The sequence below is a fragment of the Methanobacterium paludis genome (assembly GCF_000214725.1).
GTDB classification, from domain to species: Archaea; Methanobacteriota; Methanobacteria; order Methanobacteriales; family Methanobacteriaceae; genus Methanobacterium_C; species Methanobacterium_C paludis.
Genome location: NC_015574.1, coordinates 1,957,562 through 1,975,000, shown reverse-complemented (window position 1 = coordinate 1,975,000; position 17,439 = coordinate 1,957,562). Strand labels below are relative to the sequence as shown.

Annotated in this window: 14 protein-coding genes (1 of these 14 running past the window's edge); 7 read left to right on the top strand and 7 right to left on the bottom strand. The window is 35.5% G+C overall.

Annotation, left to right across the window (positions count from 1 at the left end; genetic code table 11):
- Positions 1–3, top strand: partial view of a trypco2 family protein gene (locus tag MSWAN_RS09295; RefSeq protein ID WP_013826395.1) — the end only. Its footprint begins 543 nt before the window's first position; only the last 3 of its 546 coding nucleotides appear in the window; the start codon falls outside the window, past its left edge; the stop codon is at positions 1–3.
- Positions 4–112: 109 nt separating this feature from the next.
- On the opposite strand, the gene MSWAN_RS09290 is transcribed toward MSWAN_RS09295, so the two are convergent.
- Positions 113–1,999 (bottom strand): MutS-related protein, encoded by a 1,887-nt coding sequence (locus tag MSWAN_RS09290; RefSeq protein WP_013826394.1) that lies wholly within the window; start codon positions 1,997–1,999, stop codon positions 113–115.
- Between the two features lie 356 nt (positions 2,000–2,355).
- On the opposite strand from MSWAN_RS09290, the gene MSWAN_RS09285 reads away from it, so the two are divergent.
- Positions 2,356–3,162 (top strand): sulfite exporter TauE/SafE family protein, encoded by an 807-nt coding sequence (locus tag MSWAN_RS09285; protein WP_013826393.1) that lies wholly within the window; start codon positions 2,356–2,358, stop codon positions 3,160–3,162.
- A gap of 53 nt (positions 3,163–3,215) precedes the next feature.
- Here the strand turns inward: MSWAN_RS09285 and MSWAN_RS09280 are convergent, their stop codons facing one another.
- Both MSWAN_RS09280 and MSWAN_RS09275 read right to left on the bottom strand, forming a co-directional pair.
- Complete coding sequence (locus tag MSWAN_RS09280) at positions 3,216–4,034, bottom strand: ATP-binding protein (RefSeq protein ID WP_013826392.1); 819 nt, start codon at positions 4,032–4,034, stop codon at positions 3,216–3,218.
- 88 nt (positions 4,035–4,122) lie between these two features.
- A complete protein-coding gene (locus tag MSWAN_RS09275; protein ID WP_013826391.1) occupies positions 4,123–6,864 on the bottom strand; it encodes a DUF3656 domain-containing U32 family peptidase in 2,742 nt (913 codons plus the stop codon).
- Positions 6,865–7,159: 295 nt separating this feature from the next.
- On the opposite strand from MSWAN_RS09275, the gene MSWAN_RS09270 reads away from it, so the two are divergent.
- Together MSWAN_RS09270 and MSWAN_RS09265 are read left to right on the top strand one after the other, a co-directional pair.
- Positions 7,160–8,062: a DMT family transporter gene (locus MSWAN_RS09270; protein WP_013826390.1), complete on the top strand. Its 903-nt coding sequence runs from the start codon at positions 7,160–7,162 to the stop codon at positions 8,060–8,062.
- Between the two features lie 172 nt (positions 8,063–8,234).
- Entirely contained in the window at positions 8,235–8,891 is a 657-nt protein-coding gene (locus MSWAN_RS09265) for a nitrite/sulfite reductase domain-containing protein (RefSeq protein ID WP_013826389.1), read from the top strand.
- 353 nt (positions 8,892–9,244) lie between these two features.
- Here the strand turns inward: MSWAN_RS09265 and MSWAN_RS09260 are convergent, their stop codons facing one another.
- Together MSWAN_RS09260 and MSWAN_RS09255 are read right to left on the bottom strand one after the other, a co-directional pair.
- Complete coding sequence (locus tag MSWAN_RS09260; RefSeq protein ID WP_013826388.1) at positions 9,245–10,093, bottom strand: BPL-N domain-containing protein; 849 nt, start codon at positions 10,091–10,093, stop codon at positions 9,245–9,247.
- A 664-nt stretch (positions 10,094–10,757) separates the two neighbouring features.
- Positions 10,758–11,039 carry a PadR family transcriptional regulator gene (locus MSWAN_RS09255; RefSeq protein ID WP_144011641.1) on the bottom strand — a complete coding sequence of 94 codons (282 nt, stop codon included), beginning with the start codon at positions 11,037–11,039 and terminating at the stop codon, positions 10,758–10,760.
- A gap of 334 nt (positions 11,040–11,373) precedes the next feature.
- On the opposite strand from MSWAN_RS09255, the gene MSWAN_RS09250 reads away from it, so the two are divergent.
- A complete protein-coding gene (locus tag MSWAN_RS09250; RefSeq protein WP_013826386.1) occupies positions 11,374–13,140 on the top strand; it encodes an MFS transporter in 1,767 nt (588 codons plus the stop codon).
- Positions 13,141–13,564: 424 nt separating this feature from the next.
- Here the strand turns inward: MSWAN_RS09250 and MSWAN_RS13080 are convergent, their stop codons facing one another.
- Both MSWAN_RS13080 and MSWAN_RS09245 read right to left on the bottom strand, forming a co-directional pair.
- Positions 13,565–13,996 carry an MFS transporter gene (locus MSWAN_RS13080; protein ID WP_013826385.1) on the bottom strand — a complete coding sequence of 144 codons (432 nt, stop codon included), beginning with the start codon at positions 13,994–13,996 and terminating at the stop codon, positions 13,565–13,567.
- Positions 13,968–15,113: an MFS transporter gene (locus MSWAN_RS09245; protein WP_013826384.1), complete on the bottom strand. Its 1,146-nt coding sequence runs from the start codon at positions 15,111–15,113 to the stop codon at positions 13,968–13,970. Before MSWAN_RS09245 ends, MSWAN_RS13080 begins: the two co-directional genes overlap by 29 nt.
- Before the next feature lie 337 nt (positions 15,114–15,450).
- Between MSWAN_RS09245 and MSWAN_RS09240 the strand changes: the two genes are divergently transcribed.
- Positions 15,451–16,353: a 3'-5' exoribonuclease YhaM family protein gene (locus MSWAN_RS09240; RefSeq protein ID WP_013826383.1), complete on the top strand. Its 903-nt coding sequence runs from the start codon at positions 15,451–15,453 to the stop codon at positions 16,351–16,353.
- 389 nt (positions 16,354–16,742) lie between these two features.
- Positions 16,743–17,405 carry a molybdopterin-dependent oxidoreductase gene (locus tag MSWAN_RS09235; protein ID WP_013826382.1) on the top strand — a complete coding sequence of 221 codons (663 nt, stop codon included), beginning with the start codon at positions 16,743–16,745 and terminating at the stop codon, positions 17,403–17,405.
- The last annotated feature ends 34 nt before the right edge of the window (positions 17,406–17,439 follow it).

Here is a 17,439-nt window from a genome sequence, read left to right as displayed (position 1 = left end):
TGATTCGAAATTTTAAGATATATATAGATTAAATAATCAAATGAATTGGAATAGTGATTGATAAATCTTAAACAAATTGATCAAAAAAAATTAAAAGCATATCAAACTGTTATTAAAACTTCTCCAAGATACGCTCATAGATCTTCTGGAGCTTGCCGTCGGACTTCTCATACATCCTTCGAAGTATCAATTCAGGTGTACTTTTTGCTAAATGGTTCATTCTTGGTGTTCTATCCACAATCAGGTTGTAGTCTGCATCAAGTCCTTTGGCTTCGATTCCATCCACTCTTACATCGGTGTATTTCAAAATTTCACGGGCCATATGGGTTACAATGATTGCAAAGGATTCAGAATCATGAACGAAGTCCATGAAGCTGGATATGATTTTAACGGCAGCTTCAAGTTCGGTTATGGCTTCAAGTTCATCCAGAAGAATTAATTTATCCTCTTCGCGGGTGACAATTGGCATGAAGGTCCTTAAAAATGATTCAAAAGCTCCTGCATCAAGTGAATGCTTTTTAGAGAAGAAGTAAACTTCATCAACGAGTTTTACCTGGGCTTCCTGTGCGCAGACAGGCAGACCCATTTGGGCCATGATTGATATTTGGGCTAATGTCTCGAGAAGGGTTGTTTTACCTCCACTGTTTGCACCGGTCAGAAGAACCACGTTTTCAGGAGATTCAAGTTGATAATCAATTTTTTGGATATTTTTATCATTAATTAAGGCTAAATTGAGGTGTAATCCTTCTTTAAATCTGAATCCATCTCCAATAGTGGGTGTATGGAGGTCGTAATAGTAAGCAAAACATCCCAAGGCGAATTCATAGTCAAAAAGGAGAATTTCCTGGATCTCAGATTCAACATCCACTTTAAATTTTGAGATGATTGAAGCTGCCTTAACTTCTTCTTCAAATGTTGTTACCTGTTTTTTGGACATTTCCTGTTTTTTAATTCTTTCTAGCTCAGAGTAGTCTATTTCAACAGGATATTTTTGAATAAATGGGTCGAAGGCGCATCCAGTTTCTTCTTTAATCTCATCTCTTGCATCTTTCATTACTTCGTCGAATATTTTCTGGATCTTGCCGGGCATTTCCTCATTTAAAAGGTTTAAAACTTCATCTCCTTTAAGATCAACTTTTTTAATGGCATCTTTAAGTTTTAAATCTGCTTTTTCCTTTGAAGATTCAATTGCTCTGTCAAAAACAGTCTCATCAACATCAACAGATTCCAGAGAGTCTAAGATATCCAGAACTTCTTTGATTATGGATTTTCTTCCTAATATTTCTTTTATTTTTAAAATATTACGTAGAAGATCATAATTTTCTTTAAAATATGATAGAACTGTGTTTGGAACAATTTCAAATGCTTCAGATTCATTATTCACCATTGTGATATTGTAAGCATCTTCAAATTCCATAATACCCTCAGAATATACGTAAACTATCAATTCAAAGTCTTCGAGGCTTTCAAGTTCCTCTGAAGTGATTACTGGACAGTAACTGTTAAGGCCCAGTTCTATTATTTGGTGGTAATCGTCACTCGACTCCACGAGAATGGCCTTGGAGGGGTCGTATTTTGGTTTGGGATCATCTGTGGGATCTATTTTTTTTAAGAGCCTTTTGATTTCATCTCTGGGAAGATGGCTTGCAGCATACTTTGCCTGCATCACAAAACTCATACTTTCCTTGATGGTCTCTTCATTTTTAATTGGGCTCATCAAGAGAATTCTGTTTTTGGCATACTTGGTACTGGCAAAGCCGAGAATCCTTCCAACAATATCATCATATATCTGAACGGCTCTTTCAGTTTTTAAAAATTCTTCGGTGGGATTTCCCAGCACAGAGTTGACAATTTCAATGGCCCTGTGTTGACTCACACCTTCTATTCCTGCGATGCGGTCCACTTCAAAATTTTTCACAGCTTTGAGAAATTCTTCTCTTCCTCCAAAGCTTTTAATAATTTTATCGGCCAGTCTGTCGCCTATGCCCTTTATTTCCATGAGATCCACTTTATCACCATTAGTATTATTAGGATAATACCCTTAATTTTTTTATACTTACATCCGGTTTAGGGTACTATTTCCATTGGTGTATAAATGGTTTTAGAGACAGCATGTGAGAAGTTTTTAATTGCTTATTTTTAATTGATCTCTCCATTTTCAGCATTATATGCTCTGTTTTGGCCCATCGTCTTTCATGCTGTCAACATCTTATAACTGCTGCAAAAAATAGTAGAAACATTTTCTGGGAAATTTATATTACTTTACAATAGAGTACCCGGGATTAAATAATTTTTTTAATTGCATTGAATAATTTTTAATAAACTAAATTAAGATTGGATGGTAAAGGGTATAATATGGAGTTTTTAGTTTACATCGTCATTTTGTTAATCACGGGTACATTTGTTGGATTTGCATCCGGACTTCTCGGTGTTGGGGGAGGTTTTATAATGGTTCCTGTCCAGTTTTTCCTCTTGACAGCCATTGGTGTTGATCCAACAATTGCAATAAGAATTGCCTTTGGTACAAGCCTTGCTGTGATACTGCCAACAGCCTTAAGTGGAACACTGGGTCATATGCGTCGTGGGGCGGTTTTAAGACGTCCAGCAATGTTTATGGGTGTTGCTGGAATTATAGGGGCATTTATAGGAGGAATAACTGCATCAAACGTGCCGGGTGATATTTTAAGATTTCTTTTTGGGTTCCTGGTTCTTGCAGCGGCTTTATGGATGGTAGTTGCAAGGTACCCTGAAACAGGGGAAGAACCTAAAAAAGGATCATTATCTTATATTTTTTGGGGTTTTGCAGCAGGTTTTGCAGCAGGACTTCTTGGAATAGGTGGTGGAATTCTAATGGTACCAATTCTCATTATTTTAATGGGGTTTGGCGCCCACAAAGCCGTTGGAACATCCAGTGCAGTTATAATCTTCACATCCATTGGCGGAATAGTGGCATATATCTTAGGTGGTATGAACGCCACTGGACTGCCCCCATATTCCGTTGGTTACATAAACATCCTTCAACTTGTCCTGCTTGCAGGTGCAAGCATTCCAATGGCACAGGTGGGGGTTAAAGTATCCCATAAACTCCCAGAAAAGCAGTTAAAATATATTTACATGGCTTTAATGTTTTACATAGGGCTGAAAATGATTGGAGTTCTTTGATGAGCAAATATTTGCTCTGAAATTGATTTAAATCTTAATTTTATTTATTCTTTTTATATTATCTCACCGTTTATCGAAATTGTGTAATCTTTGATAATTATGTTCTTTTCAGCTTTTTCTAACGCTCTTTTAACTATAGTCTCAATACCTGAGCAGCATGGAACTTCCATATGCACAATTGAGATTGACTTTATTTCCTGCTTCTGAAAAATTTCAGCTAATTTATCCACGTATTGATCTATGGTCTTATCCAGTTTCGGACAAAGGATTATTAAAACCTTATCTTTTAAGAATCTTTGATGGAAATTAGCATAAGCAAATGGTGCACAGTCTGCTGCTATTAATAAATCTGCATTTTTTAAATAAGGTGCATTTGGGTTTAAAAGCTGTAACTGTACGGGCCAGTTTCTAAGTTCTGCGCCGAAAATCTGTGGTTGATTGCTGCTTTCCAGTTTACTTTCACTTAAATCCCTCATTGTTGAACCAGGACAACTGGAGGGTAATGGGCTTTCTTCTTCATAATCAGGAATTTCAATATTTTTTTCCTTTAAAAAGCTAACAGCTTGATTAAGAAATTCCATCTGACCATGATCATTAAGATGTTTTAAATGAGCTTTTATGACGTTGGGACCAGCTTTTACAATATTTTCCATAACCCTATTCTCATCATAAGGCTCAGCTTCTCTTTGTTCAACTTCTATAGCTCCCTGTGGGCAAGTTCCAATACAGGCTCCTAAACCATCACAGAACAAATCACTTATAAGCCTTGCTTTCCCGTCAATAACCTGTAAAGCTCCCTCAGGACACCCTGGAATACAATCCCCGCAACCTGTACACTTTTCTTCATTAATTCTGATAACATCTCTTTTCATAATCCTTCCCCTCCATTTATTGCTCATATTTTTTTGAAATTTTCAGAGATTAAGTCAAGTTAGTGTTAACTTTTATGGGCCTGTAATGTCATTTAACTCCGCGTATGAAGTTTCCAGTTGTTATCCCGCCTGTTGAAATTTTTTTAACATTATTTTTAAGCATATTAAGGGTCTTTTTTAATTCATTACCTTTTTCAGTTTTTTCAACGGCATTACTGTAAATTGCTGCCATTTCAAGTGCATAACTTGGGGGTTTGCCTCGTGCATCAATTACAACCGAATTAATCCCCATACGAAGTATTGATGGCATGTAATCTACTAAACACAGTTCAACCGCATTCAATATATGGGTTCTACCGTTGTAATTTGTATTAACTGGAAAAACACGTTTTTTAGCATCTATTATCCCTATAAACTCCTTTTTAGCATCATACATTTTCAAACCATTACTTTTAGGGTTTATAAGTGGAAGACAGTCTTCAGTAACCATTGATTCAATATTTCCTTGTACTAAAAGTTCAAAGGAAGTTGGAATGTTTTTTGTGTGGGAAGTTGAAATTAACCTTTTAATTTCATTTTTTGAAAGTTCAGGGGATACAGTAATGCTTTTAAAAGTTATCCCTGGATTTTTTGGTGGATCGTTTGATGTCTTTGATAATTGCTCGGCTATCAAATGGTTCCACACATTCAGTCCGGTGGATCCATAGATTTCAATCTTATTATTTTGGGTTTTTATAGCTTCTGCAGCACCAATACCATCCACCATCACTCCAGAAACGTTCAAATCAGATAGTTTATTGATTAAAGGAGTTGTATGATCTAAATATGATTGGGAAGTTATGTTAGGCAATTTCCAGATTAAATCAACATTCATCTCACTGCAAATTGTTCCAGCTTTTCTTAACAATTCAAAAATATCTTCAAAATACCTTGCAATATACTTTTCATCCGGATTGCTGTTTTTAAAGTTGGAATACGTGGAATGAGGCTCAAAATAAACACGCTTGCACCCTCCTTTACATGCGGCAGTCAGTGTTTCAAGGTTATCCATGTAAACCCCAACATCGGTTTTTGATGGTTTGTAATCGAAATTTGCTGATTTATCAGATTCAGGTTTATGTTTAATCTTTAAATCAGATTTTAAACCGTTTAAAAGATTATAAAAACGGGTTTCTGCAGCTTTTAAATCCTTTTTTTCAGGTATATAATAATTTAATAATTCTTCTGCAACTTTATCCAGGAGATCTCTTCTTAACTGGTTTAATTTACCGATAGAAACGAATAGATCCCCTGGATACTCCATTTTAATCTCTTTGATGATGAAGGGAGTGCCACCTGTTTTTTTTAGCTGTTTTTCAATTTGCTCATGGCTTAGGGGGCGTTTGATAGCTGTTTCAAACTGTAAAGGTGATCTATAATGTAAATGTTTGTGGGTTACTTCGTGTTTTGGGGTATCTGTTACTGGGATAGTTACTGGGAATTCGCAGTCTAAATGTGCAAACTTGTTCTCATCCCATTTAATGCTGATTTTAATTGGAATTAAACGCTTTGAAGATGATTCATTAATTAATTCATCTGCAGAATCCATTAAAGATTTTTTACGGGTTATGAAAAGTTTAGATTCTGGTTTTACAGGTCTTTGAACCTTTAAAATAATTTTATTTTTGTTCATTGAGGGTTCTTTCTCTAAGAACATTCCTTGATCCCTCTCATCTTGATTTAATGATTTAAAAACGATGCCATCGCCTTTTTGGGGAATAATCGGATTTTTTATTTTAACCACAACTTCACCAGACTTTTTGTAACCGACCACATCTCCAACGTATAAACCTCTGTTACCGGGTCCGTCTCTGGCCATTAGAGATCCGCGACGTGCATTCATTATGTAACCTTCGGTAAAACCCCTGTTGAATGCGAGTTTAAGCTTTGAAACATCTTCATCAGTTGGCTTCCATTTCTCCCTTTTCATGGAATCAATGGCTTTCCTGTATATTCCAACAACAATTGCAACGTACTGGGGGGATCGCATACGTCCCTCTATTTTAATAGAGTTCACATGGGCTTTTGAAATTTGATTCAAATGTTTATAAACTGATAGATCTCTGGTTGAAAGGAGATAATGTTCTTTTAGGGGCATAACTCTGGTGTTCTGAGGTCTCCCAAATTCGTCTTTTTCCCCAACAGTGAAATCGTAGGGCTTACGGCAGGGTTGTGCACACATCCCTCGATTTCCACTTCGCCCACCTATAAAAGATGACATGAGGCACTGCCCGGAATAGGAGTAACATAAAGCTCCGTGTCCAAAGACTTCAAGTTCTATTGAACTTGATTTGTCTGCTTTTAGTTCTTCATTCAGCTTTTCAGAGATCCTTTTTATATCTTGCACTCCAACTTCCCTTGCAAGCACCACACGCTTGAAACCGAATTCTGCTGCCCATTTAACTCCCTCAAAGTTGTGGATGGTCATTTGTGTTGAGGCGTGCATGTCTAGATTTGGAACCATCTCCCTGCAAATACTTGCAACACCAAGATCTTGGATTATAACCGCATCAACGCCTATTTTATAAAGCCATAATAAATACTCTGCCACATCTTGAAGTTCAGAATCTTTTATAAGAGTATTTACAGTTACCTGTACTTTTACTCCGTGCAGATGGGCGTAGCTGACAGCACCTTCAATTTCTTCATCTTCAAAGTTTGCTGCGTAGTGCCTTGCTCCGAATCTTTTCCCTGAAAGGTACACTGCATCTGCTCCTGCATTTACGGCTGCTTTAAGGGCTTCCATGGATCCGGCAGGTGCTAAAAGTTCGGGTAAAAAGTTTTTTCGCATTATTTTTTCCTCAATTGTTAAAAAACCTCAATTTTTTAAGAAATTTATACAATTTTATCTATAAAAATCAGTCATCACGATTGGATGTTACAAATGAATTGGGTCTAGATGAATATTAAAATTATTGTTAAAGGGTTTAATTTAAATTTCTTTTAAATTTCATTATATAATATTTATTTTATGAAGTAAATTAGTTGAGTTTTTTGCAGCAAAAGTAGTAAAAATACATATATTTTTTGGGCATATAAGGAAATATAATATTATATTGATCTTAAATTTTTGATTTAGGTGAACTATGCATCGTTACTGGGGATATTTAAGTGCTTTAACGGTTGCCCTCATATTTGGGGTCTGGTATTCATTTGACAAGATATTACTGCAGTACATTCATCCTTTAGCACTTGCAGGTTTGACGTATGTCGCAGCAGCATTATTTTTGTTTTTAATTCGTTTTTCACCCCTTCAAAGCAGGATATTAACCATCCTAAATAGGGAAAATGAGGTTGAAAGCTTCATCTCCAGAAGGGATTATGTTTTAGTGTTCATCACAGCACTTTTAGGTTCGGTGGTTGCCCCCGCAATATATTTAACGGGTTTGAATCAGATAACAGCCGTAAATGCGGCTCTTTTGATGAATGTACAGGCTTTCTTTATTATTGTTATTGGAATTTTTTTTCTTAAGGAGAGCGTTCAGAAAAAAGATATTTTTGGGTTTATTTTTTTGTTAAGCGGAGCTATATTTTTAACCACAGGTAATGGGGGAAATTTATCCCTTAACCAGAGTTTATACGGAAGCATGATGGTTATATTGGCAGCACTCTTCTGGAGTATGGACACAAGTTTGAGCAAATTTTTAAGTAATAAACGAGATTTAGTGTTGATAGCTGCTTTAAAATGTTCCATAGGAGGAGTATTCCTAATTTTGATATCGTTGATCCTGGGTTTGAATCTTAAATTACCTTTAAATGAGCTTCCTTATTTGATTTTTATTGGGCTATTCTGCATAAGCTTTTCACTGGTACTTACCTACTTCTCAATTCGGGAAATTGGTTCAACAAGAACGGGATCAATATTTGCATTTGATTCCCTCTTTGGGGCCATATTTGCATTCATAATCCTCAATGAGCCTTTTACTATTTTGCAACTGTTATTTGGGCTTTTTATGTTATTTGGGGTCTTTATTTTATACAGAAATTAAAGATGAAAATTATTTTTGTAATATCATACAAAATAAATTATAGGAATAATGATCTTATGTGGGTGGTGTATTAATTGTACGGAATTAAAAGGTAAATAACAATAATAGGATAACATCGATTATATTTAAGAAATTGAATTAAATATTCCCTTTTTTAAAAGGAGTGATATTCATGGTTGATAATATACCTGAGAAGGGGGCTGCAGTCCAAAGAGACCAGAAGACCTTTGCGGTAATCCCACACATTCCGGGGGGTATGATTGATCCTGCAAGATTAAGGAAGATAGCAGATGTGGCAGAGCGATACAATGCTAAAACCCTTAAGATAACTTCTGAACAGAGAATAGCTATTATTGGTGTAGAATTGGAGGATATAGATCAGTTATGGAATGATCTGGACATGAAACATGGAGGTTTCACAGGTAAGCGCGTTAGGGCCACCAAATTTTGTTTAGGCACAACATTTTGTAAAAAAGGAGAACAAGACTCTGTGGGAATGGGAATGAAACTTGATGAACGATACCATGCCATGGAAACACCTAACAAGTTAAAGATCGGAGTTTCAGGATGCACAAACTCCTGTGCAGAATCTGCAGTAAAGGATATCGGTCTTATAGGGACTAAAAAAGGATGGAACCTTTTGGTTGGCGGAACATCAGGCAGAAAACCCAGAATAGGTGATTTAATTGCCAAAAATCTTTCAGATGGAGATGCCCTGAATTTAATTGATAGTATTTTAACTTTTTACAGGGGCAGCGACACTAAAAAACGTCTTGGTCGGTTCGTTGAGAAATTGGGGATTGAAAAGTTTAGTGAAGAAATTCGGTGAATTTTTTAGGCTTCAATATCATTTTATATAAAATAAAATTACTGGTTTATTCTAGGATTAATTAATTCATAGTTTGATCTCATAGAGATTACTACACATCCACAAAGTTTCTTTTAGAAGTAAATAATCTTTACAAGCATTACAAAAATAAAAGAAACAAGATCTTTGATTGATATATACATTATCATCTTGTTTTTTCAGATTCAACGGTATTTCAAGGCAGTTATATCAGCCTGGAAATGGCATTTTTATTTCCAAGCTGTTTTACCATCTATTTTATTTCCATATTTCTAACTTTTGTGGCTTTTTTTACCTAATTTTACTGCATTGAATCTTGATTCAAGATTTAATTTTTAACTTTTACCAGAAGCCCAAAGGATCATCTTGGCAAGCATTTCAGGTTTCTGTGGATCTAATTCTGGATGTGATCCAGATAGTAAAACCCTTCCTGATCCATAGGTATCGTCCAAAATCGCAGCATAATTCTCATAACCCGTTGTATTGTCTGTATAATATGCTATGGGAGTGTAAGAACCATTTTTGTACATGGCTGGACCATTCCAATGGTAAATATCCTGCACACCTGAGGAGTTTAAAAGGTCACTTCCAGTGGAAGTCATTGTAATATTTAATTCGCCCTGGTAACTTACGACTTTACTCCTTATGTTTGGTGCAATTCCCCATCCTTCATAGCAACCGTCTACATAACTTGTAGCTGCATAAGCTCCAGCACATATTCCCACGTATCCTTTACCACTGGACACAAAATTTTTCATGGCAGAACTGTCGATATCTGAATCTTCAAGGTAAGTTGTTGCAAGACCACCGGGCATTACAAGAACATCGTAGCCGGAAAGAGTTTTTGAATTAATTTCATCAGTAGTTGAATAGTTAAATACTACATTCGGGATGAGATTTTCCTGGTTAGCTTTATCCAAACAGTCCTCTACCCCATTAACACTACCTGTAATTACTCCGGTTCCATTAAAAATCAGAACATGCACTGTGGAAGTATCTTGATTTGAGCTATTGCTCCCTCCAAAAGCATTGCTTATGGCTGTGTTGATGATGAAAAATATGAAAATTACTGCGATCGCGATTAACACGATCTTTTTGAGACTTAAATATTTACGTGGATTATTTTTTTGATTTAAATGTCTACGTGAATTCTTTTTGGGGCTTAAACGTTTATGTGGCTTCATAATCTCCCTTTCTTTTTATAGAACTTTTGAAAATAACAGTTAATAATTTAATAAATAATCAACTCAATTTTTTGATTTGATAAGTTATTTTTTGATTTGAAATAGTTAACCGGTTTAAAATTCATGAACCTGAAAATTCCTAAAAAATGTTTGGTAAATCTAACACGATTAAATATGCTCTCTGAAGTTAATACCTGGTTAAAATCGTATTTAATTAAATATATTAAATACAATTAAGATAGGATTGAAAGAGTCATAGACTAAAGTCCAGACACTCATCAAACTTATTTTCATGTTCTCTGAGGACAACATTAAATCTTTTTGAAATGTTTAATAAGTGTTTTCCCAAATCTCCCCCAATTTCGATCTTAATTGCATTTATAGTGGAATTGCCTTGATTTTAGGAGGCAAATTCATTATTAAAAATAGAATTATCATTTGTTCTCAAGTAAATACTAAAATTTCACATTTTTTTTATTTAATTGATATTTAACCTTTTACAAATAATAAAAAAAGTAGGAATGTATCTAAAAATTGCTAATTGTCTTGTAAATATTTCCATTTTGTTTATTTTGGTATCGTTATATTTTTGCTGTTAGTTCTATTTTTTTATTGCTTTTATCAATTTATTGTTACTATTTATCTCAATTTAAAAAACTTTAACTCATTTAAAAAACTCGAACATCTCGTCAATATCATAGAAAGTCTTGTAAAATGATTTGCATGATTCTTTAAGTTTCTCTTCACCTTCAGCTGTTAACGAATATTTTTTGTGTTCATCAACTGTGACTATGTCCCTATCTTTCAGGTCTTTGAGTGCGGGATAAATGGTTCCAGGGCTTGGTTTTTTCCCCTTCCGTTTTTCAATTTCTCTGGCTATTTCAGCACCGTTCATACCTTTATTGCGGAGTATCCACATTATTAAAAAGGATAGATAACCCTTCATTTCGCAACATTTCATAATTTAGTATATTGGAAAACCGATAATATAAATCTTCTCATTGCAGTATTTTCATCGTCTGTATCCGTTAATATCGGATTACCGATATATTTAAATAGGGTATTTAATAGATAATGAAATAGAATTTTGAGGTAAAAGTTTCAAGGTTACTTGAATTACTCTAAATTTTTAATTCTAGTTTTGGTTAAACTCTACAATCAAATACTGTTTTAGAATTTTTGAACTTGGATTGGAAGCCTCATAACAAGAGTTAGTTTCATAAAAAATTGGAGCAACGAATAGACTGTCCTGTTTATAGGACTTAAATAGGTGATATATTTTGAATGAGAATGTTAATGTTTCTAATAAAAATTCAAAAGGTAATGGAGGGCGCAGTCGTCTTCGTGGTCTTGATTACAAATGGATTGCCCTGATAAATGTTATAATAGCTGCTTTAATGGGTAGTGTCAACGGGAGCATAACCTTGATCTCACTTCCCGCAATATTCAACGGTATACATATAGACCCCTTAACATCTTTCCAGTACTTGCTGTGGATATTGATGGGTTATGGTCTCGTGACTGCCACACTGCTTTTAAGCTTTGGCAGACTGTCAGATATGTACGGAAGGGTGAGACTCTTCAAATTGGGATTCCTTATATTCACATTAGGATCAATCTTGTTATACCTGACTCCATCAACAGGAGATGCGGGTGCCATAGAAATTATAGCATTCAGGATACTCCAGGCCGTGGGCAGTGCCCTTTTCATGGCCAATAGCTCCGCAATACTTACAGATGCCTTTCCTGTCAACGAAAGGGGTAAGGCATTGGGTATTCACATGGTTGCGTTCATGTCCGGCCAGTTCATAGGCCTTATACTTGGAGGAGTGCTTGCAATCTATGACTGGCGGTACGTGTTCCTTATCAGCGTGCCATTTGGTATACTCGGAACTGTATGGTCCACCTTAAAACTTAAGGAAACATCTATTAAATCCACAGCAACGAAAATCGATGTTTGGGGAAACCTCACATTTATTTCAGGAATAACCCTCTTGCTTCTGGCTGTAACCTACGGTCTAATGCCATACGGAAACAATCCTATGGGTTGGAGTAATCCATGGGTCATGACAGCCCTAGCGATTGGAGTTGTACTTCTAGCAGCTTTCCCATTCATTGAAAATCGTGTGGAGTGCCCAATGTTCAGGCTGGACCTCTTTAAAATAAAGATGTTCAGTTACGCAAATTCTGCGGGTTTTCTCAACTCGTTGGGTCGTGGTGGAATGATGTTCATGCTGATCATGCTTCTCCAGGGAATCTGGCTTCCACTCCATGGCTACAGTTATGAATCAACACCGTTTTGGGCAGGTATATACATGCTTCCTCTTACAATTGGTGTTATCATTATGGGACCAATTTCAGGTTGGTTGTCTGATAAGTACGGCCCTCGTTGGATAGCAACTGGAGGAATGGTAATAAACACAGTTTCATTCTTGGTGCTTGCATCACTTCCATACGATTTCAACTACACGGAATTTGGAATAGCCCTATTCATGATGGGAATAGGAAGCGGAATGTTTTCATCACCGAACAGCGCCTCAATAATGAATTCCGTGCCTCCTCAGGAAAGAGGAGTAGCATCTGGAATGATGATGACCCTGATGAACACGGCTTTTACAGCAAGTATGGCAATGTTTTTCACCATAGTAATAGTGGGCATTACCCAACAGTTCCCTGGTGCAATGACTTCAGCATTGGCGAGTATTGGTGCTTTACAGTTAGCTCCAGTTCTATCAAACATCCCACCAACAGGGGCACTGTTTTCGGCGTTCCTTGGTTTCAACCCGGTTAACACAATACTTTCAGGTTTACCAGCAAGTTTTGTGGCAGCAATACCACAAACAACCATGACAACGCTCACAGGCACAACATGGTTCCCTTCCACACTTGCAAATGCGTTTATGCCCGCATTAAGAATGGCATTCTACATAGGGGCTGTATTGTCAGGTTTAGCAGCTTTATTGTCTGCTCTCCGTGGTGAAACCTATTTACACGAGGTTGAAGTGCTTAAAGATACTACTGGCACTTTAAAAAGAAAAAAAGATTAAATTAAGTGGTATTAAAGGATACAATGGATGGAATAACTTACTTAAAATAGAAATAGAATGGATGAGTAAATTTCATCCTTTTTTTATCTTTTTCATTTCCTTATCCTTAATTTATCTTTATTTCTTTTATTTGTCTTAATTTTTAAAAGTGAACCTTAATTCATTTAAAATGATTTGAGAGATTGTCCATTAATTATTTTTTGATACCCGTAATTTTGCTTATTTTTTGAGTTTAAAGCTTTATTTATTTTTTTTACAGATTTTGAAATTTATTAATAGCCTCTTGATTTTAAAAAAATTAAAATTGTAAATTTATTAAAGGATTTAAAATTTAATTAAAAGTTATAAGATTAATTAAAGAATGATACGTTTAAAAATGGTGGTACGTATTGGATTGCACGTTTGGTATTATTGGTTAATATGGTTATATCTGGGATGTAACGCACCCATCAACATGTTTAAGTTTCTTCTTGTGGGGCGGTATTAAAAGAGAACTCACCAATCCAATCAGAAGCACAATTATTATAATATCAAATGCGCTTTTCATGGTATCTATTTTTTTAGAAGATACTAAAACTTGCTTTTCATCAATATTCCCTGATTTTCCTATTCCAATACTTTCAAACCAGCTATGGATACCTATAATTTGCTCCTGCTGGTATGGTACGTTTGTATTGTTCAATGCAAGACCAAGCCCGCTGAAACTGCCCAGGATCAATATGACTCCGAGAACAGCAGTTCCAAGTGATGAGCCCAGATTGATTCCAGTGTTCATAATTCCTGAGGCATCAGGCTGCTGGTCACGTCTTGCAACAGAGAAGATCTCGTTAGCTGAATGTGGGAAGACTATCCCCATTCCAATCCCCAATAGAGCTAATACCAGGCACCATATTTATTATGGTAACGTATGGATTGAAGGTAATGCTAAGGTACGCACTCCCTGCTATGGCAGATAAAAAACCCAGAGATAAAAGGTAACGTGGCTGTATCCGTGTTGAGAGTTTACCTGCTGCAAAAGACATTACAAATATTGCGATACTCATTGGTATCAATGTTAAACCTGTGGTCAATGGATCCGCGCCTAGTACGCCCTGTACGAACACTGGGATAATGAATAGTACGCCTCCAATCGTGAAATTCATTATCAGCCGGGCAATGTTTCCCATTGTAAATCCCCGGTCTCTAAAAAGGCTGATATCAACTAAAGGTGTTTTATCTTGCTGTATCCTCCTTTTTTGATCGAAGTAGAATATGATAAGAAGAATTATTCCTATGATGATTAAATAATGTGATATATTCCAGTTTTTTGGGTTGCTAAGTAAGATTATACCTGTTACCAGAAGAAATATTCCAAGTGCGGAATTTACAGCCCCTAAAACACTTATATTTGACCATTTCATGGTTGGAGGGAATACTGATATTGTTCTGGAAAAAAGGAGTATGATTATGATAATAAGAAGTTCCAGTCCGAATGCGTAGCGCCAGCTGTAGTAGGTTGTTAAAAAACCGCCGATGATTGGGCCTACAGTTCCAGCACCTGATGCCATGGAACTGGTTATTCCCAGTGCGAAGGCTCTTCTTTCTCCGAAGTAAGTTCCTGATACTATGGATGTGGTGGCAGGCATCATCAGTGCAGCTCCCACACCCTCCAGTATGGACCAGCCCATGAGTAACATGGTGCTGTTAATACTTAGGGCAGCTATGATTGTCCCAACACCGTATATGATGGCTCCCATGAGGAATGTTCTTCTTCTACCAAGAACGTTTTGGAGTCTTCCCCCAATTAACATTAGACTGGCCATTGTAAGGGAGTAAATTGCTATTATGGCTTGAATTGTTGCGATATTGGTGTTCAAGTCTCTTATCAAGGTAGATATTGCCACGTTCATAAAGGTTTTGTCAATGACTATGGTAAATATGGATAATGTGACAATTATAAGGGTCAGCCAACCAGTTTCTGATTTTCCGTCCATTTGCACACACCAAAGACAGGTCCAGTGAGATGAAAATATTTAAAAATTATTAATTATCTATCAAACATTATTTATTAAACTCTTTTAAATTAAATTTGTAGTGATTGTTGAAATAAGAAAAAGATAGAAAATTTGTAATATATTATGATTGAATTGCCAATACCTAAAAATTAATTATTTACAGGCTACAAATAAACTAAATAGGTATCTGTACATCCATTTTATAAGTGAAAGTGGATTTAAGCTAAAAAGATATAACAAAAAAATACAATATTATTCTCAGTTTATAACATTATTTCACATTATTTCAGTGTATCCAACTAAAAGGAAGTTTATCATGTCTAAAAAAGCAGAGGAAGACTTTATAGAAAATATAAATTCACGAAGGGAAATCCAATCCCAGTTTGTAGTTTCAAATAAAATTTTTAAAAAAGCTTCAAGCGGACGTAACTACATATATTTAACTCTCACAGATAAAACAGGTCAAATAAAGGGTTTAATCTTTTCAGAAGAAAATATTGAAGAGATTTACGGTTCTATCCGCGCGGGAAGTGTTTGTGAGATAGATGGAAAGGTGAATGAATATCCAATAGGTTCAGGAAGATTTAACATAATTGTAAAAGAGGTAAAAGAACTTTCAGAAGGGGAATATGACCTGGACGAGTTTATAAGAACATCTGAAAAGAACAAAAGGGAATTGATCAAAGAGGTCGAGGCCACCATAGAAAGTATTAAGAACCCTCACCTGAAAAATCTCTTAAAATCATTCTTCTGTGATAACAGCTTTGCAGAAAAATTTTACAACGCACCTGCAGCGAAAACACATCACCACAACTACATTGGGGGATTGTTAGACCATACTATTGAGGTTTTAAAGATATCTAAAACTGTTTGCGAGATATTTCCAGAAATGGACGAAGATATTCTTTACACTGGAGTGCTGCTCCATGATATAGGTAAAATAAGGACCTATGACTATGACTTATTGAGCATAAGATTCTCAGAAGAAGGAAGATTGTTGGATCATCTTTATATGTCATCTGAAATGGTAAAAGAAAAGGTAAATGAGCTACATGTTCCAGAAGAACTTTCAACTCAGGTTCTGCACATGATACTCAGCCACCATGGTGTTGTGAGTAATGGATGGGGTTCAACTGTAGACCCAAAAACCCCTGAGGCTGTTGCATTACACTATGCAGACGACATGGATGCAAAGGTTAAGGAAATTTTTCAGCATTAATACATTGAAATGGAAACAAAATGGATCATACGTTGAAATAAGTAATTTCTAGGCGCTTGAATTATTTTTTATTTAATTTTTTATTTATTCAAGGCAAAAATAGTTCAATAGTTATTTTCTTTTTTTAAATAATAAAATTAAATTTATTTAAAAATATTTATTTAAAAATTCATTTTTAAAGATTAATGTCTCTGGTTTTAAAACAAGTTTCTGAACAAACGAATAATAAAATATTCATTTCTTATTTTAATAACAAATAATAAATCTAAAGATTGAACAAATATTAGCTTAGTGCTATATATCTTAATATTAGTTAGTTGATTTAATAATTGGGAAATATTCTTGTTCCAACAGCTGCTTTAAAGATAAATCTTCTTGAGGGAATTTAAATGAACAAGAAAGTCGTAATCATGATTGTAATACTCCTTGGAATATCTATTTATTTTGTTGCAGAAGAGTACCAGAAAGATAAGGCTGTGAAACTTGATGCAGTAGAGGTTAGGAATTATCAGGGTGAAGATCTTTCATCAGTCAATGATTTTCGTGAAAACTCCATAAAAGGCCCCCAGTACATTAACATAACAAACTACCGTCTGGAAGTAACAGGTCTGGTTCAAAACCCCAAAAACTACACCTACAGTGATGTTATAAACCACCAGAACTATGAAAAAGTTGTTAAATTAAACTGTGTTGAAGGTTGGGATGTTAACATCCTCTGGAAGGGAATCCTTGTATCTGACCTTATAGATGAGGCAAAACCCCTGCCAAATGGAAATATGGTAATATTCTATGCCTACGACAATTATTCCACATCATTCCCATTGGATTACTTCCAAAGTAACAAGATACTCTTGGCCTACAAAATGAACAACGCAACCATCCCACCAGAACGTGGCTTTCCATTTCAGCTTGTGGCCCAAGACAAATGGGGTTATAAATGGATAAAATGGGTTACAAAAATTGAAATATCCAATGATTCCAGTTACAAAGGATACTGGGAAAGCCGTGGATATTCAGCGAGTGGGGATTTAAATAAATCTTTTTTAGGTTAATATTAAGTTTTAAGGTTAATAGAAGGTTAATATT